The 22916-nt window shown below is 65.6% G+C and carries 29 protein-coding genes and 1 tRNA gene; 7 read left to right on the plus strand and 23 right to left on the minus strand.

Annotated elements, in window-relative coordinates; translation table 11 throughout:
- Positions 1-66 precede the first annotated feature (66 nt).
- Positions 67-1185: a tRNA guanosine(34) transglycosylase Tgt gene (gene tgt, locus QC818_RS00505; RefSeq protein WP_309651187.1), complete on the minus strand. Its 1119-nt coding sequence runs from the start codon at positions 1183-1185 to the stop codon at positions 67-69.
- 56 nt (positions 1186-1241) lie between these two features.
- Positions 1242-2279 carry a tRNA preQ1(34) S-adenosylmethionine ribosyltransferase-isomerase QueA gene (gene queA / locus QC818_RS00510; RefSeq protein WP_309650865.1) on the minus strand — a complete coding sequence of 346 codons (1038 nt, stop codon included), beginning with the start codon at positions 2277-2279 and terminating at the stop codon, positions 1242-1244.
- Between the two features lie 141 nt (positions 2280-2420).
- Between queA and QC818_RS00515 the strand changes: the two genes are divergently transcribed.
- Positions 2421-2507: transfer RNA gene (locus tag QC818_RS00515), tRNA-Leu, on the plus strand.
- Between the two features lie 71 nt (positions 2508-2578).
- On the opposite strand, the gene QC818_RS00520 is transcribed toward QC818_RS00515, so the two are convergent.
- From QC818_RS00520 to QC818_RS00580, 14 genes are all read right to left on the minus strand, one after another.
- The gene (locus QC818_RS00520) at positions 2579-3568 is read right to left on the minus strand and encodes a phage integrase (protein WP_309650866.1); all 990 of its coding nucleotides are present in this window, start codon (positions 3566-3568) and stop codon (positions 2579-2581) included.
- Entirely contained in the window at positions 3565-4785 is a 1221-nt protein-coding gene (locus QC818_RS00525; RefSeq protein ID WP_309650867.1) for a hypothetical protein, read from the minus strand. Before QC818_RS00525 ends, QC818_RS00520 begins: the two co-directional genes overlap by 4 nt.
- Before the next feature lie 483 nt (positions 4786-5268).
- Positions 5269-5970, minus strand: a complete 702-nt coding sequence (locus QC818_RS00530; protein ID WP_309650868.1) for a TraX family protein — start codon at positions 5968-5970, stop codon at positions 5269-5271.
- A complete protein-coding gene (locus QC818_RS00535; RefSeq protein WP_309650869.1) occupies positions 5960-7201 on the minus strand; it encodes a secretin N-terminal domain-containing protein in 1242 nt (413 codons plus the stop codon). Before QC818_RS00535 ends, QC818_RS00530 begins: the two co-directional genes overlap by 11 nt.
- Positions 7182-8243 (minus strand): zonular occludens toxin domain-containing protein, encoded by a 1062-nt coding sequence (locus tag QC818_RS00540; protein ID WP_309650870.1) that lies wholly within the window; start codon positions 8241-8243, stop codon positions 7182-7184. Before QC818_RS00540 ends, QC818_RS00535 begins: the two co-directional genes overlap by 20 nt.
- Positions 8243-8593, minus strand: a complete 351-nt coding sequence (locus tag QC818_RS00545; protein ID WP_309650871.1) for a DUF5455 family protein — start codon at positions 8591-8593, stop codon at positions 8243-8245. Before QC818_RS00545 ends, QC818_RS00540 begins: the two co-directional genes overlap by 1 nt.
- A gap of 1 nt (position 8594) precedes the next feature.
- Entirely contained in the window at positions 8595-9506 is a 912-nt protein-coding gene (locus QC818_RS00550; RefSeq protein WP_309650872.1) for a hypothetical protein, read from the minus strand.
- 458 nt (positions 9507-9964) lie between these two features.
- Positions 9965-10216: a major coat protein gene (locus QC818_RS00555; RefSeq protein ID WP_309650873.1), complete on the minus strand. Its 252-nt coding sequence runs from the start codon at positions 10214-10216 to the stop codon at positions 9965-9967.
- 100 nt (positions 10217-10316) lie between these two features.
- Positions 10317-10415 (minus strand): tail virion protein G7P-2, encoded by a 99-nt coding sequence (locus QC818_RS18350; RefSeq protein ID WP_374710041.1) that lies wholly within the window; start codon positions 10413-10415, stop codon positions 10317-10319.
- A gap of 15 nt (positions 10416-10430) precedes the next feature.
- Positions 10431-10760 (minus strand): hypothetical protein, encoded by a 330-nt coding sequence (locus QC818_RS00560; RefSeq protein ID WP_309650874.1) that lies wholly within the window; start codon positions 10758-10760, stop codon positions 10431-10433.
- 15 nt (positions 10761-10775) lie between these two features.
- The gene (locus QC818_RS00565; protein WP_309650875.1) at positions 10776-10949 is read right to left on the minus strand and encodes a hypothetical protein; all 174 of its coding nucleotides are present in this window, start codon (positions 10947-10949) and stop codon (positions 10776-10778) included.
- A gap of 179 nt (positions 10950-11128) precedes the next feature.
- Complete coding sequence (locus QC818_RS00570) at positions 11129-11347, minus strand: hypothetical protein (protein WP_309650876.1); 219 nt, start codon at positions 11345-11347, stop codon at positions 11129-11131.
- On the minus strand, positions 11344-11832 hold the full coding sequence (locus QC818_RS00575; RefSeq protein WP_309650877.1) for a hypothetical protein: 489 nt from the start codon (positions 11830-11832) through the stop codon (positions 11344-11346). The genes QC818_RS00570 and QC818_RS00575 overlap by 4 nt, the downstream gene beginning before the upstream one ends.
- Positions 11829-12035 carry a MerR family transcriptional regulator gene (locus QC818_RS00580; protein WP_309650878.1) on the minus strand — a complete coding sequence of 69 codons (207 nt, stop codon included), beginning with the start codon at positions 12033-12035 and terminating at the stop codon, positions 11829-11831. The genes QC818_RS00575 and QC818_RS00580 overlap by 4 nt, the downstream gene beginning before the upstream one ends.
- A 133-nt stretch (positions 12036-12168) precedes the next feature.
- On the opposite strand from QC818_RS00580, the gene QC818_RS00585 reads away from it, so the two are divergent.
- The gene (locus QC818_RS00585; RefSeq protein ID WP_309650879.1) at positions 12169-12453 is read left to right on the plus strand and encodes a helix-turn-helix transcriptional regulator; all 285 of its coding nucleotides are present in this window, start codon (positions 12169-12171) and stop codon (positions 12451-12453) included.
- Positions 12454-12495: 42 nt separating this feature from the next.
- Positions 12496-12762 carry a hypothetical protein gene (locus QC818_RS00590; RefSeq protein ID WP_309650880.1) on the plus strand — a complete coding sequence of 89 codons (267 nt, stop codon included), beginning with the start codon at positions 12496-12498 and terminating at the stop codon, positions 12760-12762.
- Here the strand turns inward: QC818_RS00590 and QC818_RS00595 are convergent.
- The 4 genes from QC818_RS00595 to QC818_RS00610 all read right to left on the minus strand — a co-directional run bounded on the left by QC818_RS00595 (position 12759) and on the right by QC818_RS00610 (position 16053).
- Positions 12759-13664: a hypothetical protein gene (locus tag QC818_RS00595; protein ID WP_309650881.1), complete on the minus strand. Its 906-nt coding sequence runs from the start codon at positions 13662-13664 to the stop codon at positions 12759-12761. The genes QC818_RS00590 and QC818_RS00595 overlap by 4 nt on opposite strands.
- 3 nt (positions 13665-13667) lie before the next feature.
- On the minus strand, positions 13668-13853 hold the full coding sequence (locus tag QC818_RS00600; protein WP_309650882.1) for a hypothetical protein: 186 nt from the start codon (positions 13851-13853) through the stop codon (positions 13668-13670).
- Positions 13854-14579: 726 nt separating this feature from the next.
- On the minus strand, positions 14580-14705 hold the full coding sequence (locus QC818_RS00605) for a hypothetical protein (protein WP_309650883.1): 126 nt from the start codon (positions 14703-14705) through the stop codon (positions 14580-14582).
- Positions 14706-15438: 733 nt separating this feature from the next.
- Positions 15439-16053, minus strand: a complete 615-nt coding sequence (locus tag QC818_RS00610; protein WP_309650884.1) for an exopolysaccharide biosynthesis protein — start codon at positions 16051-16053, stop codon at positions 15439-15441.
- A gap of 234 nt (positions 16054-16287) precedes the next feature.
- Here QC818_RS00610 and rnk point away from each other — a divergent pair, with 234 nt between their 5' ends.
- The 3 genes from rnk to QC818_RS00625 all read left to right on the plus strand — a co-directional run bounded on the left by rnk (position 16288) and on the right by QC818_RS00625 (position 18659).
- Positions 16288-16701 (plus strand): nucleoside diphosphate kinase regulator, encoded by a 414-nt coding sequence (rnk, locus tag QC818_RS00615; protein WP_309650885.1) that lies wholly within the window; start codon positions 16288-16290, stop codon positions 16699-16701.
- Positions 16702-16733: 32 nt separating this feature from the next.
- A complete protein-coding gene (locus QC818_RS00620; RefSeq protein ID WP_309650886.1) occupies positions 16734-17351 on the plus strand; it encodes a LysE family translocator in 618 nt (205 codons plus the stop codon).
- 105 nt (positions 17352-17456) lie between these two features.
- The gene (locus QC818_RS00625; RefSeq protein ID WP_309650887.1) at positions 17457-18659 is read left to right on the plus strand and encodes an EAL domain-containing response regulator; all 1203 of its coding nucleotides are present in this window, start codon (positions 17457-17459) and stop codon (positions 18657-18659) included.
- Between the two features lie 10 nt (positions 18660-18669).
- Here QC818_RS00625 and QC818_RS00630 read toward each other — a convergent pair whose 3' ends face one another.
- The 3 genes from QC818_RS00630 to kynA form a co-directional block, all read right to left on the minus strand.
- Positions 18670-19152 (minus strand): copper chaperone PCu(A)C, encoded by a 483-nt coding sequence (locus tag QC818_RS00630; RefSeq protein ID WP_309650888.1) that lies wholly within the window; start codon positions 19150-19152, stop codon positions 18670-18672.
- A gap of 81 nt (positions 19153-19233) precedes the next feature.
- On the minus strand, positions 19234-20886 hold the full coding sequence (locus tag QC818_RS00635; protein WP_309650889.1) for an acyl-CoA dehydrogenase family protein: 1653 nt from the start codon (positions 20884-20886) through the stop codon (positions 19234-19236).
- Between the two features lie 79 nt (positions 20887-20965).
- Complete coding sequence (gene kynA / locus QC818_RS00640) at positions 20966-21826, minus strand: tryptophan 2,3-dioxygenase (protein WP_309650890.1); 861 nt, start codon at positions 21824-21826, stop codon at positions 20966-20968.
- A 122-nt stretch (positions 21827-21948) separates the two neighbouring features.
- On the opposite strand from kynA, the gene QC818_RS00645 reads away from it, so the two are divergent.
- Entirely contained in the window at positions 21949-22857 is a 909-nt protein-coding gene (locus QC818_RS00645; protein ID WP_309650891.1) for a LysR family transcriptional regulator, read from the plus strand.
- Positions 22858-22916 lie beyond the last annotated feature (59 nt).

The raw sequence follows: 22916 nt of genomic DNA on the forward strand, positions 1-22916 counted from the left end.
GAGTCGCGTGAAAACAAGGCGCCGTCCGTCGGCGCTCGGCGACCGGCCGCGGGAGCCGGCCGTCGATCAATTCGGTGCGGGGGGGACCGGCAGGCCGCGCTGCGCGTAGAACCCATCCACGAAGTTGGCCAATGTACCCGCTTCGATAGCACCGCGCAAACCGGCCATCAGGCGCTGATAATGGCGCAGGTTGTGGATGGTGTTGAGCATCGAGCCGAGCATCTCGCCGCAGCGATCCAGGTGGTGCAGGTAGGCCCGCGAGAAGTGCCGGCAGGTGTAGCAGTCGCAGTCCGCCTCCAGCGGTCGGGTGTCGTGGCGGTGCTTGGCATTGCGGATCTTGACCGTGCCCTCGGCGGTGAACAGGTGGCCGTTGCGGGCGTTGCGGGTCGGCATCACGCAGTCGAACATGTCGACCCCGCGGCGCACGCCTTCCACCAGGTCCTCCGGCTTGCCCACGCCCATCAGGTAGCGCGGCTTGTCCGCCGGCATCCATTCGGGCAGGTAGTCGAGCACCTCGATCATCTCCTCCTTGGGCTCGCCCACCGACAGGCCGCCGATGGCGTAGCCGTCGAAGCCGATGGCCTCCAGCCCCTTGAGCGAGGCCTCGCGCAGGTCGGGGTACATGCCGCCCTGGATGATGCCGAACAGCGCCGAGGGCGAGTCGCCGTGGGCATCCCGGGAGCGCTTCGCCCAGCGCAGCGACATCTCCATGGACTTGCTGGCCTCGTCCCGGGTGGCCGGATAAGGGGTGCACTCGTCGAAGATCATCACGATGTCCGAGCCCAGCGAGCGCTGCACGGCCATGGACTCCTCGGGGCCCATGAACACCTTGGAACCGTCCACCGGCGAGCGGAAGTGCACCCCTTCCTCGGTGATCTTGCGCATCTCGCCCAGGGAAAAGACCTGGAAGCCGCCGGAGTCGGTGAGGATCGGCTTGTCCCACTGGGCGAAGTCGTGGAGGTCGCCGTGGCCTTCGATCACCTCGGTGCCCGGACGCAGCCACAGGTGGAAGGTGTTGCCGAGGATGATCTCGGCGCCGATCTCCTTCACCGACTCGGGCGTCATGCCCTTGACGGTGCCGTAGGTGCCCACCGGCATAAAGGCGGGGGTTTCCACGGTGCCTCGTGGGAAGCTGAGGCGCCCGCGGCGCGCCCGGCCGTCGCTGGCCAGGTGCTCGAAGGTCATGAAGCACTCGTTTCGCATGGAGTCTCTCGATGGTCGATCAGGGCAGGCGGCGGCCGTCAGCGGGCGCGCGTCAGGAACATGGCGTCGCCATAGCTGAAGAAGGCGTACGCCTCGAGCACCGCCTCGCGGTAGGCGTTCATCACGGTGTCGTAACCGGCGAAGGAGGCCACCAGCATCAGCAGGGTCGATTCCGGCAGATGGAAGTTGGTGATCAGGGCATCGACCACCCGCCAGTCATAGCCGGGATAGATGAAGATGTCGGTCTCGCCGCGGTAGGGCGCGATCTCGCCGTCGGCGCTCGCCCCGCAGGCCGACTCCAGGCAGCGCACGCTGGTGGTGCCCACCGCGATCACGCGGTTGCCCCGGGCGCGGGCGGCGCGCACCTGTTCGCAGGTCGTCTCGTCCACCTCGATCCACTCGCTGTGCATCTCGTGGTTGCGGATGTCGTCGGCGCGCACCGGCTGGAAGGTCCCGGCGCCCACGTGCAGGGTGACGAAGGCGCTCTCCACCCCCTTCTCGGCCAGGGCCTCGAGCAGCGGCTCGTCGAAGTGCAGGCCCGCGGTGGGCGCGGCCACGGCGCCCTCGCGACGGGCGTAGACGGTCTGGTAGCGCTCGCGGTCGGAGAGCTCGTCCTCGCGGGTGATGTAGGGCGGCAGCGGCATATGGCCGTGGCGCTCGAGCAGCTCCACCAGCGGCGTCTCGCCGAGGAAGCGCAGCTCGAACAGCGCCTCGCGACGGCCCTCGACCACGGCGCGAATGCCGCCCTCGAACTCGAGCTCGGTGCCGGGCTTCGGCGACTTGCTGGCGCGCAGGTGAGCCAGGCCGCGATGGGCGTCCAGCGGGCGCTCCAGCAGCATCTCGACACGGCCACCGCTGGCCTTCTGGCCGTGCAGCCGGGCCGGGATCACCCGGGTGTCGTTGAACACCAGCAGATCGCCCGGCGCGAGGAGCTCGAGCAGGTCGGGGAAGCGACGGTGAGCCAGCGAGCCGCGCTCGCCGTCGACGCACAGCAGCCGGCAGTCGCTGCGTTGCTCGGAGGGGTAGCGGGCGATCAGCGCCTCGGGAAGCTCGTAGTGGAAATCGGCGCGCTGCATGGGACGACAGGTTCCGGGCATTGGGTGGAGCGTGGGATGGGGGCGGGGCCCCGGCCAGCCGACTAGGATACCGTGTCGCCGGCGCGAAGTCAGGGCCCGCGATTGACCTCCATCCGTGCCCACGTATAATGCCTCGCCGTTGCCGGTGTGGCGGAATTGGTAGACGCAGCGGATTCAAAATCCGCCGGGTGCAAGCCCTTGTCGGTTCGAGTCCGACCACCGGTACCATAAAATCAAGCAGTTAGCGTTTCCTTCCCCGCTTGGTTTCTCTCAAAATCCTTCGACTGTCTACATTCTGTCTACACCGCCCTCGGTGCGTACTTGATCGCGTCGGCCAGGTGATCCGGTGACAGGTGTGCATAACGCATCGTCATGGTGATGGTCTGGTGGCCCAGGATCTTCTGAAGGGTGAGCACATCCCCGCCGTTCATCATGAAGTGGCTAGCGAAGGTGTGTCGGAGCACATGGGTACGCTGGCCGCGCGGGAGGTAGACCTCGGCGTCGATGATGCCTTTCGAGAAGGCGTCATAAGCGTATGTGCGAAACAGCCGGCCGATCCTGGGGCCATGGTCGACCAGGGCCTGGTAAAGCGCGTCAGGGAGCGGAATGGTCCGGTTTCGCCGGTTCTTGGTCCCGGTATAGGTGACCCGTCCATCCCTCAGCATCTCGGCGCGAAGGTATTGAGCCTCGCTCCAACGGGCACCTGTGGACAGGCAAAGCCGAGTGATCAGCAGCACATCGGGGTTTGGGGAGTCCTCGAGGACCTGGAGCAGTCGCGAGATTTCTTCTTCGGTGAGGTACGTCAACTCGGGGTCATCGACGCGCAACGGCTGAACCTGAGCGAAGGGGTTCGAGCCATCCCATTCGCCGAGACGGGCCAGCCGGTTGAAGACGGCCCGTAGGTGCGCTTGATCATGATTCGCGGTGTTGGGGTGGATCCCGTCGGCCAATCGCTGCTGCCGGAACCTGACGGCATCCATGGGGGTGATGGTGGAGGCGACAGGGTTGCCCATCATCTCGGCGAGAGCCTGCATCTGCCAGAAACGCCGCTTACCATCCTTGAGCGTGACGCCGTGACACTCGTACCAGAGCTGCACCAGATCCTTCAGACGGCGCTTATCACGCTTCTTCGGCATGTAGGGCTCACCCGCAGCCGCCTTGCCACACACGTAGTCCTGGAAGCGCTTGGCCTCCGCCTTGGTCTTGAGAACCTTGCGGATGCGACGGCCATAACGACCCTCTGGCCACACATCGACCATCCAGCCCGTCTTGGTCTTCTTGATGGTCATGCCGCCTTACCTAGTAATCGTCGCTCGACCAGCTTGTCTTCCACGAGCTGCCGGAAGGCGCTGCCGTCGAACCCGCGGCGGCGGTAGTACTCGGCCAGGTCCTCCCACATGCCGGAGCGTTGCAGGTAGGCGACGGCCTGATGCACGCGGTAGCCCTGGCGGGCGTAGATCGAGATCAGGTTACCGAAGGCGAGGCAGACGTTTTTCTCGTTTCCCAGGCCCGGTTCCTTGCGGGCCCGCTTGTACAGGAAGTGGGGTTCATGGGCGAAGAACCGCGGGTCGTCCTGGAAGCACTGCCAGCAGGGATCGATCAGGTTGCGGGAGTGATCCAGGCGGTAGCTTTGCATGGCGCTGCGCCAGATGCCGGTAAGGTGGGGCACGGTGTCGGTGAAGCGCTGGAAACCGTGGGCGTCGTCCAGGACCTCGCCGGTGTCGACGTTGCAGGGGATCCCGCGGGCGTACTCGGCGAGGACCGACTGATGAAAGCGCATCTCGATCCGCCAGACGTCGCGCTCGGGATCGTAGGCCGGGGCGAAGTCGTCGGTGACGGCGTCCGACCAGATGCCTTGCCAGAAGTGCAGCTTATCGCGGTGGTGGGCTTCCTTGGTCTTGTTGTAGATGGCGCATTGCAGGGCCCCGGCGGTGCCGAACATGAGGGTTTCGGTACGGCCGTAGCTGGTGGCGATGTTGCCGTGGTCGAAGGACATGGTGTCGATGCCGTCGATCTTCATGACCTTCTTCGAGCGGGTGACGAAGCGTTCCATGAAGTCCTTGGGAGGCTCCCAGCCCTGGACGTCCAGGGCGAGGTGGACGGCACAGCCGGCGTGCTCCATGTGGTCGAGGAGACAGCAGGCGATCATGTCCATGAGCTTCTGGCAGTCCTCGGGGCTGCGCTCGTGCAGGTAGTGGGGCGATAGCTCCACCTTCACGTGGGTGCCCACGTTCTCGGTCTTCACGTGCCGGGCCTGGAAGAAGACGATCACGCCAAGGTCGTTGTTCTGCAGGCGGTAGCGGAAGCCGGAACCGGCAGCGCCGGCCCCCACGGCCCAGGTATGGCCGAAAAGCTCGATGGTCGCGCCACGGCCTTCCTGATAGCGGCGGATAATCTTGTCGAACTGAGGCAGGTAGGGGAGGCCCCGGTAGAGCTGGCGGACGGTATCGACGCCGGCGTGGAGCAGGTGGACGCCATAGAGCTCCCGCTGCCCCTTAGGGCTCATGAAGATCTTTCCGAACGGATCCTCGCGGCCTTCCGCCAGCGACTCGATGGAATAACGGTCCCAACGCTGCATGTCGATTACCCTCTAATGTGCTGCTGTGACGCTCTACGGCGTTTGTCGTTGTCACTCTGCGAGACGTGTTACAGGGATGGTCTCGCCGGCGCTCATGGCTTACCTAAGCACTGCTCCATGTATTCGGCAACACGCTGATTTTGCGTGGAAAAATCAACATGCCGGAGTGATTGCCAGTGAGCAGGAACGAGCATTTAAAACCCTTCCATGAACTTTGCTTATGGATATGCGGCGATCCATGAGGCCGCGGCGATCAGGGCGAAGTGAAGCGGGCACCAGAACAGCCACGGCGGCCACGGCATGGCGGTTCGGTTGGCCCACGCGACGACATGACGCCGGCCAGCTACGTGGATCGGCAGGGTGTGGATAGGCGCCATGTCGTCCCGTCGGCCTGTGGATGGGTTCATGGGCTTAACCGGCCACGGTGGTGGTGGTGTGGATAACGGCGATCACCGCGAAGTGCAGCGGGTACCAGGACAGCCACAGGGCCCGGGGCATGGGGCGTAGGCGGGCGGTGAGGTGTCCTGTGCATCGCACCAGCAGCCCCAGGATCGCCAGCACGGTCGCCAGACTGACCAAGTTGAGCAGCAGGCCGGGATTTAGCTGATAGCCGATGACCAGGGCCGGCAGGGCGAGCAGCGGACGCCAGGCAGCGGGACAAGGTCGGAAGGCCAGGACGAAGGCCGGGACCAGCAGTAGGCCGGCGACGCCGTATTCGAGCGCCGGGGCGATGAAGGTGGCGGCGATGGCGTAGCCGAGGCCCAGGACGAGCGAGCCCCAGCGGGAGGCCACCAGCGGCACGGCGATCAGCAGCCCGAGCGCCAGGGTGAACACGACGTTCAGCCGTTCGGTGTCCAGGACCAGGGCGTAGGGCAGTTGCGCGATCAGGGCGATGGCCAGCATGCGCAGGGCGTAGCCGAGCGGGTCGCGGGTGTTGTGGACGGCGTGCCAGGCGACCATGGCGGCAAACAGCGGGAAGGCGATGCGGCCGACCAGGGTGGCCCAGGGCGCGAGGCCCCAGGCATCCGGGAGCACGAAGCGGGCCAGGTGCTCGGCGGTCATAGCGATTACGGCGAGCCACTGGCCCCAGGGGATCCAGGCGTTAGGCATCATGACGGGTCACCTCCGTGGCTTGGAGCAGCACGTAGAGCTTGCGGTGTTCGGTGCTGGTCGAAGTGGAGCGGAACAGGTGGCCGAGCACCGGCACGCTGCCCAGGAACGGCACCTGGCTGACCTTCTCACTGGTCTCCTCGCTGACCAGGCCGCCCAGGAGCACGGTCTGGCCGGTCTCGATCTGGACGGTGGTGTCGATGCGGCGCTGGTTGGTGATGATGTCCGAGGCTTCCAGGGAGTCGGTCAGGCTGTCGGCGGTGGTTTCCACGTCCATGACGATCAGCCCGGAGGCGGTCACCACCGGGGTCACGGCCAGGGTCACGCCGACGTCCTTGCGCTCGATGGTCTGGAAGGGGTTTTCGATGTCGGCGGCTTCGCCGGTGACGCGGCCGGTAATGATGGGCACGTTCTGACCCACCGAGATGCGGCCGGCCTGGCCGGACAGGGCGAGCAGCCGGGGTGTGGATAACACCCGGGCGCTGCTGTTGCGCTGGATGGCGTTCACGGCCAGGGCCAGGGTGTTGCCGTCGAAGATCCCGAAGGCGCCCCCGGGCAGGGCGAGGCCGTCGCTCAGGTTGCGGGTGTTGAAGCCGCCGGCCACCGGGCGCGAGGTGGTGCTGCCCAGCGAGACGCCGAGGTCCAGGGAGTCGCCGGCGTTGGTCTCGAAGATCACCGCCTGAATCAGCACCTGTGGATGACGCACATCGAAGCGCGGCAGCAGGCGTTCCAGGTCGGCCAGACGCTCGGCGGGACCGTTGACCAGCAGGGCGTTGGCGGCGTGGATAACCTGGGCCCGGGCCGGGGCTGTGGATCCCGAGGTGGTGCGGGCCAGGTAGTGGGTCACGATGGGCGCCACGTCGTCGGCGCGGACGTTGTGCAGCTCGAGCACGGTGGTGGCCTGATCGGCCTGGGGAACGTCGATCTCCCGGGTGAAGTCGTCCGGGCGGTCCTGGAGCGGCGCCAGGATCGGCGGATTCCCCGGCAGGATCTCGAAGCCGTTGGCCTCCAGGACGCCGTCGACGAAGGTGTCCAGGTCGGCGTTGGGGACATCCTCGGCGTAGACGGTCAGGGTGCCCTCGACGCCGGGCGCGAAGGTGATGTCGATGTTGCGGTGATCGGCGTACCAGCGGGCGAAGTCGCGAACATCGGTGTTTTCCATCTGGATCGGCACGGCGTGGGCCGTGGTCGCCAGGGCCAGGGAGAGGCCGAGGCTAGCAGCGAATTTCCACATGATCGGGTCCTCGGTGCAGACGCAGGCGGCAGGCATCCACGGGTTCAACGTCGAGGCCCTGGGCTTCCAGGTCGGCGTTGGTCAGGGTGCGTTCGCCGTCGGTCAGGCGGTAGACGGTGGAGTCGCCCAGGCGGGCGAAGCTGTCGATGCGCAGGCCGTCGAACTCGCTCAGTTCGGGGCCGGAAGGGGTTTCCTCTGCCGCTGGGGCGTGGGCGTTGACCCGGTCGACCACCAGGACGGAAACCGTCAGAAAGACGCCGAGGCCAAAGCCGGCCAGGGCGAGAAAGGGGCGGTTGAAGCGCTTCCAGTAGATCCGCGTCATCTTCATGTAGAACCTCGCATCCCGGGGCACGCGGAAGACGCCGTGGGTGTACCAGGGCGGGAGCAGGGAGTAGGTGCCGTGCGGGTAGCTGTCGGAAAAAGCCTGCTTGGTGTCGTAGGCCGGATAGAGGTGCTTGCCGGTGTAGGTCCAGCGCTCGACCACCATGGAGGTCGGGGAGTCGCCGTACTTGACGATGCCCAGGTGGACCTTGGGCAGCGGCAACTTGTCGCCGGTGACGAGGGAGTAGAGGGCCCCCACGAAGGGCAGGGTGACGCGGTCCAGGCGACGGCAGTAGACGACGTGTTCGGCCAGGGCGACCCGGGCCTGCTTGTCCATGATCGATAGATCCTGGATCAGGAAGATGATGTCCCACCCCAGCTTGCGGGCGTGGAGGAACCAGTTGATCACCGCCTGGCGGGACTTGTCGGCCCAGGACCGGGAGTTGAACCAGGTGCCGCACTCGTCCAGGACCAGCAGGCCGTTTTTCGACTCGTCATAGGAGTCGGTGCCGGTGCCGATGGCCTCCAGGTCGTCCAGGGTGGGCTTATCGGGGATGCGAAAGCAGCGGGTTTGACGCGGCTTCTCCCCGATCAGCTTGTCCAGGTTGAGGTCGAGATTGGTGGCGACCTTGCACCCCTGGTTGAGCTTGTCGCGGATCTTGCCCACTGCCACCAGCGTCTTGCCGGCGCCGAGCTTGCCGGTAACCACGTAGACCGCCATTAGATAAAGCGCCTCATCTGTTCCCAATCCATCAGCTGCTTCTTCTGCTGGAAGACCCACATGGCGACCTTCGCGGCGTAGATGGCGCCGATGCAGGCTTCCAGGTTGCGCGGCTTGATGAGCGAGATGCCGCGCGCGAGGTCGGCGGGCATGGCCATGGAGATCCCGGCGATGATCGCCGAGAAGGTAGCGGCCAGGGCGACCACCAGGCCCAGGTAGAACGTCACCCAGGCCAGGCTGGTGGCCAGGCGGGTGGTCACCCGGGCGGCGAACTTGGCGACGATCCATTCCAGGATTTTGATCAGGAACTGCACCAGGGCAGGGATGCCCACTATCGCGGGGAGTGCCATATCACTTAGTCCTCGTCGCAGGCGCGAAGAAGGTGTCGATGATCGACACGGCGGTCCAGAAGTAGATCACCCAGCCGAACCAGTCGCGGACCCGCTCGAACAGGTCACAGGAGATCGTGAAGGCGAAGGGCTCGTTGCCGAAGGTGAGCGGCGAACAGGAGGCACCGGGGAAGCTGGGCAGGTGGGAGGTCACCTGGTCGGCGATGGGGGAGGAATCGCCTTCACCGAGTTCCTCGAACTTCCCCTTGATGGCTTCCTCGTGCTGGGCCTGTTGCTCATCGACCTTGGCCATCTCCCCGTCGATGCTGGAGCCATCGATCACCTGGTCGGGATCTACCTCGGTCAAGAACTTGTCGACCAGGCCGTCGAAGCCATTGCGCACGGTGTCCTTGAGGCCATTCAGGCCGCTGACCACATCGCCCAGGGTGGCGTCACCCTCGCCGGATCCGTCACCGGAGCCATCGCCGGATCCATCGCCACTACCGGAGCCGTCGCCCGAGCCATCGCCGGAGCCGTCGCCGCTGCCCGATCCGTCACCGGAACCATCGCCGGAACCGTCGCCGCTGCCCGATCCGTCACCCGAGCCATCGCCGGAACCGTCGCCGCTACCGGACCCATCGCCGGAACCATCGCCATCGCCGGAGCCATCCAGGTCGATGATGTTGACCGAGCCGTCATCGATGGCCGACTGGTCAACGTGGTAGGTCTGGCCGTCGATGGTGATGCAGGAGCCTGTGGAGCAAATCCCATCGTTCGAGTCGATGGGGGTCATGTAGTCGGGCGGGGTAAAAGTGTCTGAGCCTGAGGTGTCGCCGGCACTGTCCTGGGCGGGGTTACCTGATGACACCCCGACCCAATCAGCGGCGCACCAATTGCCCTTGCCGTCAGTACCGCAGGCGACGGTACTGGACACGGCAGCCATACCACAGGCACCGCCAGCCGACTGAAAGCCCGATTCAGCTTGATCGGCGGTTATGCCATAAAAGCGGGTATTACTTTCGGCAAAAGACTGACACTGCTCGTCGGTATATACCGTGTTATAAACCTGGGAGCCATCATCAGGAAACTGAATGGGCTCATTTGGGTCATCAGAGACCCAAACATATGTATTAACAACACAGAAAGCACCACCTGCATTCCAACCCGTGTTATAGGCAGAAATATAATAAGGGGAAGACGAAGGTGTGCTAACACTGGAATATGCTGCATCGCAAGCAGCAGAAACCGACTTATCATCGGTGCCACTGGCAGAGCCAGACTTATCCCAATATGCAAATGCAGATACAGGAAAAACAAGCAAGATAAGAAGCAGACAACGCATAAGAGGCACCATCAAAAAAGGGGCCCGTAGGCCCCTCGGTCGATTGGGGCTCAGGAGGCCCGGTTGGCGAACTTCTTGATCAGCTTCATGCCGATGGTCGCGCCCAGGACGGTGACCAGGAACGGCCAGGCGGCGTCGATCGTGGCTTGGGCCTCGGTCTCCATGGCGGCGATGGCGGCCTCGGCACCGGTCGGGTCACTGGCGTTGGCGGTGCCGGCAACGAGCAGGGCCGTCATACCGGCGCCGGCCTGGGTATAGCGGTTGCGGGCGGCATGGCCCAGCTTGCGAAGGGCAGTTTTCATGATGAAACCTCGACAAGTCGTTTGAAGTAGAGAACGGATGCCCCCCATACCCAGCCGAGGGCATAGGCGGCGAACAGGGACCCGACGATCTCCGCGGTGGTCATCGTTGGCCCCCCTTTATCGCGCCGAGCCCGAAGCAGACGACGAGCGCGGCGCAATAAATCAGGAGCCACAGGCTGTCGAACTGATCAGCGTCCATGGCTCGTGATCCTGGTTAGCTGGCTTTGGCCTCGGCCTTGGCGGAGGATCCGCCGGGATGGCCGGTGGCGGCGGGTTTGCGCACGGCGACGGCGTGCATGGTCATCTTCCCTTGAGAGGTGCGCATCTCGGCGTCAATCTCCAGGTTGCAGGGCATGTCCTTGGCGTAGGGCTGGAGCTGGTCCAGCAGCTCATAGGGCGCGGTGATGGTCATGACCTCGTAGCCGACCCGGTTTTCGTTCTCGGCGTCGGCCTCGTTCATGAGGGTGAGCTTGGCGCCCTTGATGCCGCCGTCCATGGAGTAGCGCATGGCGCCGAGAACGCGGGCTTGAATGGTGTTGATCATGGTCTGGTCCTTCCTTCAGTTGGCGTGGGCTTGGGTGAGCCGTTCGCAGTGCTCAGCGAGAGCCGCTAGCTCGGTGGTTTCCGGGGACTGACCTTCCAGTACCCGGCTGTAGTACTCGGCCAGGCGATACAGCAGCGCGGCCTTGCCGTGATCCCGGCCCTGGAGGCAACGGGCAGCCCGCTCCCTCAACGCTCGGGGCTCCGGGCAGGGGTCTCCCTGCGCCGCCACCCTGCCCATCGGTCGAAGCGCACGGCAGTCGCCGCCGGCCACCCCGTCAACCGTCGCTGCGCGAGGTGTGACGGGGTGCCCGTCGCCGACTCGGGGAGCCGTGCGACCGATGGGCGACGGGTGACGGGCAGGGGAAAACATCAGACGGATCCCGAGCCGTGGGAGGCGGGCGCTTCGGTGCCCAGGCCCAGGGCGGTGAAGTCGCCGCGCTCCAGGCGCTCGAGGCCGTCCTGGATCAGCATTTCGCCCAGGGTCGAGGGGGTAACGCGGTGCGTGCCGGCCTGGACGAGATAGCGGCTGTAGTCGCCTCCCTCCAGGAACACGCGAACGGGTTGTTTCTTGCCGTTGGCGGTAGTCATGGGGTATTCCTCGGGTGGTGGTGGTCGGGGTGTGGACAAACCGGAGCGTCAAAAAAAGCGGCCCGCTCGGTCGTCCCAGCGGGACGGGACAGGGAGGACGGGGCGACGTCGCGGGCCAAAGGCGCGGGGACGCTACGGGAAAACACAGGGACGCGGATCGGCAGCGCCTCGACGGCCTGAGCCGGGGCCGGGGCGGGCTCGATGCCGTACAGGTGGCGCAGGAAGGCCAGGGCGGCGTCGTGGGACTCGAAACGGAACGTACGCAGGCCCTCGAAGGTGAAGTCCGCCGGCTGGTCGGGCTCGTTCACGGGGCGCGACTCGGGACGCAGGGTGACCTCGGCGAAGTCGCCGCGCGTGGTGCAGACGAGATGCACGAAGGCGGCACCGGGCACCCGCTGGCCGTTGTGACGGACGGTGACGACGGTGAGGGAGCCGCGGCCGGGGGTGACCTGCTCCAGGGCGGTGTGAAGCTTGTAAGCGCTCATGCCCAGTCCTCCGCGTTCATGCACTCAGCGGTGAGCAGGGCGACGTTCACGAGCCGGCGACGGCCGATCTTGATCACCGGGAGGTTGCCTTGCTGGAGCTGCCCGCGAACGGTGTCGGGGGTCAGGCCAGACAGCTCGGCGAACCGCTCGATAGTCATGACGGGCACGTTGCTGGGGACCTGGGGCGCGTTGCTCGTTTCCATGTCGTACCTGCTCGCTGTGGCTCGCTGTGGTATGTTTCAAGCAAAACTTGTAGACCCATAGCGGCTGTACCCTGGAAAGGGTGTACCCTTCTTCAAGCACAGCCTGAATTGAAGTGTACTCAAAGTAGGGCACATGTCAAACGATCTTGCGCAAAAAATCCGCTCGATTCGAGAAGCGGAGACTTCCGGGAGGGCTGAGTTCTCGGAACTCATTGGTGTGCCTAAAAAAACCCTGATCGGGATCGAGCAAACGGGACGAGTGCCGAAGGGCGATCTCCTTCAGGCCGTGTGCAGGCAATGGCCGAAATACACCATGTGGCTGATGACTGATCAGGTTGATGAAGCGTCAGGGCAGGTGAGCCCGGAGATCGAGAAGGCGCGGAAGGAGCTTAAGCACACAGGGACGGATACCGACTAGCCAAGAGGGCTGTGGATAGATGGTTCCAGGGAGGAAGGCAGAGTGCGAGAAATTGAGGGCTTTTTAACTACTTGGTTCTATATAGAACTTGCTGCAGGAACTTTTATTCTGGGGTTTCTTGCATTTATTGGGTGGTGTTTTTATGTTTATGTGACATCGCGGCGAGATTGGTTTGAGGAAGATGTTCGGATAAGGAATGCAGAGAAAAGTTATAATCTTGCTAGGGCAGAACAGGTGCGGCTCGAGAGCTTGGCTTTAAAAGATCGTCTGGAGAAAGGCGGGATCAATACCGGAAATTATTTTGACTAGTCCTGAGGAGTGTTTGGGTCTGGTTGTTCATAAACTTCACTGTCCAGCTGTTCTGTTCCTGTGTAGTTAGATGCCTCAAGGTAAGAGGAATCATCCATATTGTTGTCTATTTGCCTATGAATCTTCATGGTAAATGCGCTTACTGAAACGATATTTTCTTTTGGGATGGCAATAAGATCACAGTCGTCAACTTCATCTCTGCCATTGTCAGGCAGTTTGAAAGTGTATGCATTCTTTATGTTCATTCTCAATGTTTCTTCCGCCCTATAACCTGAGTAAACGGGTAAGATAGCAATCTCAGAACCAGAGATGCCAATTTCATCAGGAGGGCTAATGATTACAGGGACGCCGATATAGAATTTTCTGGTGTCTAGAGTGATAAATGCTAGCTTTCTTTCTTCAAGAGGTAGGTCTCTAGAAGAAAGAAAGTCATCAGTAATACAGCTCAACAAATAATCAATTTGACTGTTTTCGTAGTAAAGCTCCATTATGACCTTGCTAAGGTTGGTGTAGTTTAGCTTTTTCTGTGTCCAAGTAATAAAGGCTGTAAGCACGATGGAGGTTGCTGAGAACGAGAGAAGCCTTAACGTGAGTTCTCCCTTGTTGTCAATTGATAAGCCAGAGAGAAAGCCAGAAAAAAGCAGGTCAGATATTAGCTCTGAAAGGCTGAGATTATAAACAGGAAGATAAATGCAAGTGAGCTTGTTCAACAGCCAAAACGCCGCGTACGGCAGGAATTCAGTTAAAAGAAATACAGATCCAATTATGAACGACCCATATTTTGCAGCATGCAAATAAACAAGCCACCCTTGGTACTTGCTGATGTGCAAGCGTTGCCTAGGGTGGCCAGAGATCCAGATTATCCCGCAAACTAAAATAGGGATAATGAGAAGTGCTATCATTCGTCAGCCTTTCTTGAGTTCCCTCTTCAAGAAACGCTTTGCACTCGATTGATCAGCACGAGAAAAGCTTGATTTAATTTCGCCCAAGTCAAAGGAGATGGTTCCATTGCTGGAAACATTGCCATGTTTTAATTCTCGAACATGTTTCTTTCGTTGGCCTTGGCGACTAGTTGAGAATGCTGAGAACATGGGTCACCTCCTTTTGATTTATCAAGCCTATCAAAGCTTTGCTTTTGATAGGCTTTTCATATTTTATGATGCCGAAGGGGGCGCACCCGTTGCATCTGTTCCATATGGTGCATGTTTGACAAACCACCCCTAGATGTCAACTCGTCGAGAAGCTATTTCTACCACGGGTAGAGTGATAGGGTTGGTGTAAGGCGTTGATATGTTAGTTATTTTTCCTTGAGGGGCTTTGCCGGATGAAATGGGGAAAAGGTGAGGAGGGATGTCTACATCTTGTCGACAAAGGCGAGCCAAAACATGCCAAAACGAGGTTGGCAAGCTAGCTAACCCCCTGATTCCTGAGACATTGTGTCGTAACTAGCTACATTAGCTAGCCTTCAAAATCCGCCGGGTGCAAGCCCTTGTCGGTTCGAGTCCGACCACCGGTACCATAAAATCAAGCACTTACATCCCTCCATGTGCTTGGTCTGAATTAGATGCCTCTCAAGTGTCAACAAAGTGTCAACCGAGATCCGGGCTCATGGTGGCGCACGGGCAGGTCGGTGCTGTCGCCCGAGCACGCCCTTAAGCTATCTCTTACGTCATCTAAGATAATGCCCACGGGTTATTTGAGATGTCGCCGACTGTCTCGGGGACTTGTCTGTGCTTCACTGCGGGAAGCTGACGCAGAGGGCTCAGCTATGTATGTTCCCTGCTAGTATTGCGGCTACTTCCCAGTGGCCGCTTTTTTTATGCCTGGCGCTTGGGCGGGACCCTGGGCGCGCACTTGCTGGCGTCGGTCCGGTGACAGGTGGCATCGCGCATCGTCAGGGCGATGGTCGGGTGACCCAGGATCATCCGGAGGGAGCGTTTCATGAGCCACCCGATGGCGCCGCCCGAATCATTAATAAAAAATATTCGCATTTGCATTGACTGGCGAATGAGAAGGGTTTACGTTTGAGTCATGGCGCCGCTGAGGCGCCATGGCCGGGCAGCGGTTCGTCAGGCTGCTGTCGGGTTTCTCCTCATTGCTAGTCACGGTCATTTGCCGCCCGCCCAGGCGGCATTTTTTTGGTTCTTCGCACTTTGGCGTGAATACCATTGTGGGGCACTCGGTTCGGCGCTTCAGAGCCCCTCAAGGCCGGGCGGGCAACATAGAATCTCCCGCGAAGCGCCCTATCAGCGGGACAGAGCCATCGCGCAGGTCATCGTGGGAGCCCAATTCATTGGGCGAAAGGCGCCGATAGGCGCCCGGGGGAGATCCTACAGCGGTGCCTCTATCGCCGCCGCTGCGCGGCGGATCGCGATCTGAAGATCGCTCCCACGAAGAGCACACCCACCATGCCAAGCTGAGCCGTGCAGCGACTTCACGCTGATCTGCGAAGAACCATTTTTTTGAATGACGAGTGCTCGGAAGCGCGCCCGACCGGCTTCGACCAAAGGGGCAAACGAGCGAAATGACGCTTCCTATTAGCTTGTTCTGATGTTTTGGCGGGACCGGGGGCATGGCTCAATACGGCCATGTGTCGTCTTCGATTCCCTGTTCGACACATGTCCCCGCTTGAGCGGCCCGCCGGGCCGCTTTTTTGTGCCCGCTCGGTCGGGGCGGTCAGAGCAGGCCGACCACCACTAGGGCGAGGGTGCCGATGGTCAGGGCGTAGGCCATCAGGATCAGCAGGCCGTCCTCGGCGAGCAACGCCAGGCCGAACAGCGTCAGGGCCAGCCCGGCGCCGTTGGCGGTGAAGGGCACCAGCTCCATGGGCGGCATGGCCAGGCCGATCAGCAGGCAGACGAGGGCGACGGGCAGGTGCGCCGGCGGGCGCGCCAGCCGCACCAGTCGCGCCCGGAGCAGTCGATCGATCCAGCCGGCCGGCGTCTCCAGCCAGATGATCAGCCGCACGAAGCGCCGTCGGGAGACCCGGCGCCGCAGCAGGCAGCGGGGCAGCCAGAGGTGCCGGCGTCCCAGTAGCAGCTGGGCGGCCGTCAGGACCACCAGGCTGGCCATCAGGGTGGGCACGCCCGGAATGTCGCCGACCAGCGGCGCCAGGGTGATCAGCCCGGCGATCAGCAGGAAGGGCGCGAAGGAGCGGCGGCCCACGGCGTCCAGGATGGCCTCGAGGCTGACGTCGGTGTCGTGACGGCCGGCATGGCGGACCCGCTCGAGCAGGGTGGTCAGGTTGCGCGGCGAGCTTTGGTGCCGGGGGGCGGGACGATCGTGATCCATGGGCATCGCGTCGGGTCCTGGACAGGCGTGCCGGGGCGCGACGCCCGGCCTGGCGCGCTCCTAGTGTACGCCGTCGGGCGGGGGCGAGACAGCCGCCGCGGCCGGCTGTCCCCGGTCGCCGGGATGGCGTAAGGTGGAGGGCAGGATCGGTCCTTCCCCGCTCGCGGGGGAGGGCTGTTTTCGTTGGTCGCGCCGGGCGGGACAGCCACGGCGTGATGCGCGCAAGGAGGCCCCATGGCAAAGCGTCCCCCTCTCATCATCAACCGGCTCGATGCCGACCGGCTGCAGCGCCTCATCGACGAGGCCGAGCCCCGGGATCACCGGGTGGCGGCATCGCTCGAGGCGGAGCTCGAGCGCGGCGAGGTGCTCGATCCCCGGGAGATGCCCGACGACGTGGTCAGCATGAACAGCCAGGTCGCCTTCACGGACCTGTCGCGGGAGCGCCGCATCGTCCGGACCCTGGTCTATCCGCATGCCCTGGCCGACACCCAGGATGGCCTCTCGGTGATGGCACCGGTCGGCTCGGCCCTGCTCGGCTTGCGGGTCGGGGACGCCATCGACTGGCCGCTGCCCGACGGCGGCACGACCCGGGTGCGCATCGACGCCATCCTCTGGCAGCCCGAGCGGGCCGGGCAGTTCCATCGCTGAGTCGTGTCTCGACGGTCGAGGAGGAAAGCATCATGCCGTTTTCACTGTGGATGTCGCTGGTCGCGATCTGTGCCATGGGGGCCATGTCGCCGGGCCCGAGCCTGGCGCTGGTGTTGCGCCATACCCTGGGCGGGGGACGGGTGCCGGGCGTGGTCGCGGCGCTTTCCCACGCCCTGGGGGTGGGTCTCTACGCGCTGCTCACCGTCTGGGGGCTGGGGGCGGTGATCGTGCGCTTCCCGCTGCTGTTCCAGGCCATCACCTGGGGCGGGGCCGCCTACCTGGCCTGGCTGGGCATCAAGGCCCTGCGTGCCGGCCGCGCCGGGGCCCTGCGGGCCGAGGCCACGGCCACCACCGGCGGCCAGGCGGCCCGCGACGGCATGCTGGTGGCGCTGGGCAACCCCAAGCTGATCCTGTTCTTCATCGCCCTGCTCAGCCAGTTCGTCACCCCGGACATGAGCCTGGCGGCGCGGGCGATCATCGTGCTCACCGCCATGGTCATCGACGGCGGCTGGTACGTGCTGGTGGCGGTGGGGCTCTCCCATTCCCGGGTGCTGCCCTGGCTGCAGGCCCGGGCGCACTGGATCAACCGGGCCACCGGGGTGCTGCTGCTGGCGCTGGCCCTTCGGGTGGTGGCCGGCCCCATCGCCTGACCCCATGCCCGGCCGCCTGCCGGAGGTAGCGTTGACGCGGCTCACGAGGTCGGGCGCGCCGGGCTGTTACGCTGACAGGGACTGCACCAACCGGACATCCCGTCGATGAACGCGTCTTCTTCCCCGGCGCTGGCGATGGTGCTAGAGGATGACCCCGATGCTGCGGCCGCCCTGGCGGTGCAGCTTCGGGTACTGGGAGTGGAGACCCGTTACTGTCGCCATGCGCATCACCTGGTCGGCGAGGTGCTGGCCAGGGGGCCGCGCCTGGTCGTCATGGGCCTGGCCTTCGGCGACCAGGACGGCATCGCCGTGCTGCGCCGCCTCGCCGAGTGCCGTTACCCGGGCAAGGTGCTGCTGCTCAGCGGCGTCGAGCGCAAGGTGGCGCGCATCGCCGAGCGGCTGGGCGAGGCCCTGGGGCTCGACATGCTGGCCTCGCTGGACAAGCCCATGCGCCTCGCCGAGTTGCGCCAGCGGCTCGGCGACCTGGACGTCACGCTGCCCGTCGGCCCCGAACCGGGCGCCCCGCCGTTCCGGCAGGACGAGCTCGAGCGTGCCTTCGAGCGCCAGGAGCTGACCCTCCACTACCAGCCCCAGTTCGACCTGGCCAGCCGGCGCCTGTCCGGGGTCGAGGCCCTGGTGCGCTGGGCCCATCCCGAGGCCGGCATCCTGGCCCCCGGCGACTTCCTGCCGCTGCTGAGCGACGCCCAGGGCCGCCAGCTGACCCGTCGCGTGCTGCAACTGGCCATGGCGGACGCCGCGGGCTGGCGGCAGGCCGGCGTGAACCTGTCGCTGTCGATGAACGTGACGCCGGACGACCTGATGTGCCCGGCGCTGGTCGACCTGGTGCGCGACGGCTGGCACTCGACCGGCGGCTCGCCGCTGGTGCTGGAGATCACCGAGACCTCGTCCATGAAGGACGAGCTGCTGAGCAGCGAGGTGGCCGCGCGACTGCATCTCACCGGCCTGGAGGTCTCGGTGGACGACTTCGGCGTGGGCTTCTCGTCCCTGGCGCGCCTGCAGCTGCTGCCGATCAGCGAACTCAAGGTCGATCGCAGCTTCGTCAGCCGCCTCCACGAGGACGTCCAGGACGCCGCCATCGTCGAGTCGGTGGCCCTGCTCGGCCGTCGCCTGGGCATCCGGGTGGTCGCCGAGGGCGTCGAGGACCTGGCCTGCCTGCCGCTGCTGGAGCGCTTCGGCTGCACCCATGTGCAGGGCTTCGGCCTGGCCCGGCCGATGCCGGCGGCGGACATCCTGGCCCTGGCCCGCGGGCGCTCGCCGCTGGACCGGGAGGCGCCGGCCGCCGGCTGAGCGCGGCGGCTCAGTGGCCGTGGTGGCCGTCGGCCGCCGCGCTGCCCTCGCTGGCCTCCTGGATCCAGACCTCCACCTCGACCTCGCCGCGCTCGGCGAACTCCAGGGTCAGCGGGAAGCGCTCGCCCTCACGCAGCGGCGCGGCCAGCTCGATCAGCATCAGGTGATGGCCGCCGCCGGGGCGCATGCGCACCGGGGCGCCCGGCGCGATGGTCAGCTCGGGCAGCGGGCGCATGCGCATGGTGCCGTCGGCCATCTCCATGGTGTGGATCTCCACCGCCTCGCTGGCCGGGGAGTGGGCGCCGACCAGGGTCGCCGGGGTCTCGCCGGTGACCTCGAGGTCGACGTAGGCGCCGGCGCTCACCGCGCCCGGCGGGGTGGGCGTGGCGAAGGGGTGGGCGATGCGCAGGTCGTCGTGGCGCAGTTCATGGGCCTGGGCCAGGCCGGACATCAGGCCGGCGGCGAGCAGGGCGGCGGTGGCGAGCCGGATCATCGGCGTCTCCTCGTCGGTGAAGGGGCGCGGCTAAGCCTAGCGGACCCGGCGCCAGGGGCAAGCGGCGCGTTGTCGCAAGGCTCAGTCGGGCAGCCGCTCGAGCAGGGATGCCAGGGGCGCGTCGGCGGGCAGGTCGCCGGGCACGGGGCTCGCCGCCTCGCCGAGCCGCGCGCGGCAGAAGGTCTCGCCCACCGCCGCGGGGGCATGGCGCAGCAGCAGGGCGGCCTGCAGGCACTGGGCCAGGTAGCGGGTCAGCCGGCGGGCCCGGAACTCCAGCTCCGCCGGCGGCTGGCCGAGCAGGCGATCCAGCTCGCCCCGGGCGCGATCGAGGTCCGCCGAGGCCCCGCCGGCGGCGTCGAGCTCGAGGCGCAGCGCCGCCAGGGCCTCGGGGTGCCGGGCCATCACCCGCAGCACGTCCAGGCAGATCACGTTGCCCGATCCCTCCCAGATGGAGTTGACCGGCGCCTCGCGATACAGCCGCGCCAGCGGCGTCTCCTCCACGTAGCCGATGCCGCCCAGGCATTCCATGGCCTCGGCCAGGAAGCCGGGGGCGCGCTTGTTGTGCCAGTACTTGGCCAGCGCCGGCAGCAGCCGGGCCAGGGCGCGCTCGTGGGCGTCGCCCCGGGCGGCGCCGTCGAAGGCTCGGGCGGCGCGCATCGACAGCGCCACCCCGGCCTCCACCTCCAGCGCCAGGTCGGCGATCAGCACCCGCATCAGCGGCTGCTCGGCCAGCCGCCGGCCGAAGGCCTGGCGCTCCCTCACGAAGTGCCAGGCCTCGACCAGCCCCTGGCGCATCATCGCCACCGGCGCGGTGGCGGCGTCCAGCCGGGTCTGCTGGACCATCGCCAGGATGGTGGCCACGCCTCGGCCCGGCTCGCCCAGGGGCTCGGCCCAGGCGCCGCGATACTCGATCTCCGCCGAGGCGTTGGCGCGATTGCCGCACTTGTCCTTGAGGCGCTGCAGCTCGATGGCGTTGCGGCGGTCGTCCGGCGTGAAGCGTGGCACCAGGAAGCAGCCGAGGCCGTCCTCGGTCTGGGCCAGGGTCAGGAAGGCATCCGACATCGGCGCGCTGCAGAACCACTTGTGCCCGGTGAGCCGCCAGCCGTCGTCGGCGGGCTCGGCGCGGGTGGTGTTGGCGCGCACGTCGCTGCCGCCCTGCTTCTCGGTCATCGCCATGCCGAAGGTGAGGGCGGTCTTGCGGGGCGCGGGCAGGGCCCGGGGGTCGTAGTCCCAGGCCAGCAGCCCCGGGGACCAGGCGTCGTGCAGCCGCGGCGAGGCACGCAGCGCCGGCATGGCGGCATGGGTCATGGTCACCGGGCAGCAGAACCCCGGCTCGGCCTGGGTCAGCAGGTAGAGCGCGGCCACGTGGGCCTGGTGGCCGCCGCGCCCCTCCTCCTGCCAGGCCACGGCATGCCAGCCGTGGTCCATCGCCAGGTGCATCAGCTCGTGATAGGCGGGATGGTAGGCGACCTCGTCCAGGCGCCGGCCGTGGCGATCGAACAGGCGCAGCTCGGGCGGGTGGCGGTTGGCCGCCTCGCCCAGCGCCTGCACCCGGCGGCTGCCCACCTCGCGGCCCAGCAACGCCAGGCGTCGCGCTACCCAGGCCGGCGCCTCTCGCGCCAGGGCTTCCCGCAGCGGCGGGTCGTCGGCCAGGGCGTCGCGGTCCCCCGGCGGCGGGGGCTGGTTGGTGACCTCGTGGGTGGCCAGGCGGTCGCGGGGGGCATGGTCCGGCATGGCGGGCTCCATCGGGTGGCCTCACCTGAGCATGGCGCCGGGCGGCGAGTCGGTCAAAGCCCCGTGCCGGGCCGCCGGGTCACAGCGAGGTGCGCACCGACCACAGCTCGGGGAAGAACTGCAGATCCAGGGCCTTGACCAGGTAGCCGACGCCGGCCGTGCCGCCGGTGCCGCGGCGATAGCCGATGATGCGCTCCACCGTCTTCATGTGGCTGAAGCGCCACTTCTGGAAGTTGTATTCCAGGTCGACCAGCTTCTCGGCCAGCTCGTAGAGCTCCCAGTGCGTGGCGGTGTCGCGATAGATCGCCGCCCAGGCGGCCTCGACCTCGGGGCAGGCCTCGTAGGGCTCGGCCCAGTCGCGTTCGAGGCGGTCGGCGGGAATGGCGAAGCCGCGGTCGGCGAGCCGCTGCAGGGTGACGTCGTAGAGGCTCGGCGCCTCCAGCACCCGGTGCAGGCGCGCGTAGTGCCCCGGGTGGCCGCGGTGGGCCTCGATCATGCGGGCGTTCTTGTTGCCCAGCAGGAACTCCAGTTCGCGGTACTGGTAGGACTGGAAGCCCGAACTCTGCCCCAGCTCGTCGCGGAAGCTCAGGTAGTCCGCCGGCGTCATGGTGACCAGCACCTCCCAGGCCTTGATCAGCTGCTCCTGGATGCGGGCCACCCGGGTCAGCATCTTGAAGGCCGGCCGCAGCGCGTCCCGGCGGATATGCTCGGCGGCGGCGTGGGCCTCGTGCAGGCACAGCCGCATCCACAGCTCCGAGGCCTGGTGGATGACGATGAACAGCATCTCGTCGTGCTGGTCGGAGACCGGATGCTGGCAGTCCAGCAGCCGCTCCAGGTCGAGGTACTGGCCGTAGCTCATGTCCTGGTCCCAGTGGACGTTCTCGTCCTCCAGGTCCACGTGCCGCGGGCGTTCGCCCGGGCCGGTGGCATGGTCGCGCATCGTCTTCGCTCCCTGTGTTGGTGTTGTGGCGGGGCCGGTCGGTGCTTTCGTCGACTGTACCCGGGACGGCGAGCGATGAATAATTCATATTATTCCTCGTTTCTCGTCATTTTCTGCATACCGTGACCCATCCCCGCCTCACCCTGCGCCACCTGCAGATGGTCCGCGCCATCGCCGAGACCGGCGGCGTCTCGGCCGCGGCCAGCCAGGTCGGGCTGTCCCAGTCAGCGCTCAGCCACCGCCTGCGCGAGGCCGAGCGGCTGCTCGGCGCGCCGCTCTTCTACCGGCGCCAGGCGCGCCTGGTGCCGACCCACGCCGGCCAGCGCCTGCTGCATGCCGCCCGGGTGGCGCTGGGCGAGATCGAGCGCGCGGAGCACGACATCGACAAGCTCGCGGTGGGCATCGAGCACGTGGTGCGCCTCGGCCACGAGGCCTACGGCGGCTATCACTGGCTGCCCGGCTTCCTGGCGCGGTTTCGCGGCGAGCATCCCGGGATCGGCATCGAGATCATCCCCGATGTCTCGATGTCGCCCTTTCAGGCCCTGCGCGAGGGCACCATCGACCTGTCCATCGTCTCGGGGCCGGTCGCCCGGCCGGGCATCCGCGCGCTGCCGCTGTTCACCGACGGCATGTGCGTGGTGATGCCCGAGGATCACCCGCTGGCCGGCCACGCCTGGCTGGCGCCGGCCACCATCGCCGCCGAGCCCTATGTCACCTATCACACCACCCCGGCCGGCGGTCGCGAGTACGAGCGGGTCTTCGCCCGCTACCGGGTGATGCCCACCGAGGTGCTGCGAGCCGGCGTCACCGAGGCCGTGGTGGCCTTCGTGCGGGCGGGGCAGGGCATCACCATCATGCCGCGCTGGACCCTGGCGCCCTACCTGGCCCAGGGCGGGCTGGCCACCGCCGAGGTCACCCGGGCGGGCATGCGCATCGACTGGCAGGCGGTGCTGCGCGCCGACGAGGCGGCCGACTCGCCGGCGATGCGCCTGGCCCGGGCCCTGGCGGCGGCCGACCTGGCGGCGCTGTGAAGCCCGGGGCGCGTGACGCTCGCAGGCCGACTGAGTAGGCTGAAGGCATTTCCCCGGAG

Origin of the sequence: Halomonas koreensis (assembly GCF_031451675.1) — a bacterium.
Lineage (GTDB): Bacteria > Pseudomonadota > Gammaproteobacteria > Pseudomonadales > Halomonadaceae > Halomonas > Halomonas koreensis.

Excerpts from the sequence above, each read along its gene's own strand:
- tgt (WP_309651187.1), bottom strand. The coding sequence starts at position 1,185 with ATGACCTTCGAGCACCTGGCCAGCGACGGCCGGGCGCGCCGCGGGCGC.
- queA (WP_309650865.1), bottom strand. The coding sequence starts at position 2,279 with ATGCAGCGCGCCGATTTCCACTACGAGCTTCCCGAGGCGCTGATCGCC.
- QC818_RS00520 (WP_309650866.1), bottom strand. The coding sequence starts at position 3,568 with ATGACCATCAAGAAGACCAAGACGGGCTGGATGGTCGATGTGTGGCCA.
- QC818_RS00525 (WP_309650867.1), bottom strand. The coding sequence starts at position 4,785 with ATGAGCCCTAAGGGGCAGCGGGAGCTCTATGGCGTCCACCTGCTCCAC.
- QC818_RS00530 (WP_309650868.1), bottom strand. The coding sequence starts at position 5,970 with ATGATGCCTAACGCCTGGATCCCCTGGGGCCAGTGGCTCGCCGTAATC.
- QC818_RS00535 (WP_309650869.1), bottom strand. The coding sequence starts at position 7,201 with ATGTGGAAATTCGCTGCTAGCCTCGGCCTCTCCCTGGCCCTGGCGACC.
- QC818_RS00540 (WP_309650870.1), bottom strand. The coding sequence starts at position 8,243 with ATGGCGGTCTACGTGGTTACCGGCAAGCTCGGCGCCGGCAAGACGCTG.
- QC818_RS00545 (WP_309650871.1), bottom strand. The coding sequence starts at position 8,593 with ATGGCACTCCCCGCGATAGTGGGCATCCCTGCCCTGGTGCAGTTCCTG.
- QC818_RS00555 (WP_309650873.1), bottom strand. The coding sequence starts at position 10,216 with ATGAAAACTGCCCTTCGCAAGCTGGGCCATGCCGCCCGCAACCGCTAT.
- QC818_RS18350 (WP_374710041.1), bottom strand. The coding sequence starts at position 10,415 with ATGGACGCTGATCAGTTCGACAGCCTGTGGCTCCTGATTTATTGCGCC.
- QC818_RS00560 (WP_309650874.1), bottom strand. The coding sequence starts at position 10,760 with ATGATCAACACCATTCAAGCCCGCGTTCTCGGCGCCATGCGCTACTCC.
- QC818_RS00570 (WP_309650876.1), bottom strand. The coding sequence starts at position 11,347 with ATGACTACCGCCAACGGCAAGAAACAACCCGTTCGCGTGTTCCTGGAG.
- QC818_RS00575 (WP_309650877.1), bottom strand. The coding sequence starts at position 11,832 with ATGAGCGCTTACAAGCTTCACACCGCCCTGGAGCAGGTCACCCCCGGC.
- QC818_RS00580 (WP_309650878.1), bottom strand. The coding sequence starts at position 12,035 with ATGGAAACGAGCAACGCGCCCCAGGTCCCCAGCAACGTGCCCGTCATG.
- QC818_RS00585 (WP_309650879.1), top strand. The coding sequence starts at position 12,169 with ATGTCAAACGATCTTGCGCAAAAAATCCGCTCGATTCGAGAAGCGGAG.
- QC818_RS00595 (WP_309650881.1), bottom strand. The coding sequence starts at position 13,664 with ATGATAGCACTTCTCATTATCCCTATTTTAGTTTGCGGGATAATCTGG.
- QC818_RS00600 (WP_309650882.1), bottom strand. The coding sequence starts at position 13,853 with ATGTTCTCAGCATTCTCAACTAGTCGCCAAGGCCAACGAAAGAAACAT.
- QC818_RS00605 (WP_309650883.1), bottom strand. The coding sequence starts at position 14,705 with ATGAAACGCTCCCTCCGGATGATCCTGGGTCACCCGACCATCGCCCTG.
- QC818_RS00610 (WP_309650884.1), bottom strand. The coding sequence starts at position 16,053 with ATGGATCACGATCGTCCCGCCCCCCGGCACCAAAGCTCGCCGCGCAAC.
- rnk (WP_309650885.1), top strand. The coding sequence starts at position 16,288 with ATGGCAAAGCGTCCCCCTCTCATCATCAACCGGCTCGATGCCGACCGG.
- QC818_RS00620 (WP_309650886.1), top strand. The coding sequence starts at position 16,734 with ATGCCGTTTTCACTGTGGATGTCGCTGGTCGCGATCTGTGCCATGGGG.
- QC818_RS00625 (WP_309650887.1), top strand. The coding sequence starts at position 17,457 with ATGAACGCGTCTTCTTCCCCGGCGCTGGCGATGGTGCTAGAGGATGAC.
- QC818_RS00630 (WP_309650888.1), bottom strand. The coding sequence starts at position 19,152 with ATGATCCGGCTCGCCACCGCCGCCCTGCTCGCCGCCGGCCTGATGTCC.
- QC818_RS00635 (WP_309650889.1), bottom strand. The coding sequence starts at position 20,886 with ATGCCGGACCATGCCCCCCGCGACCGCCTGGCCACCCACGAGGTCACC.
- kynA (WP_309650890.1), bottom strand. The coding sequence starts at position 21,826 with ATGCGCGACCATGCCACCGGCCCGGGCGAACGCCCGCGGCACGTGGAC.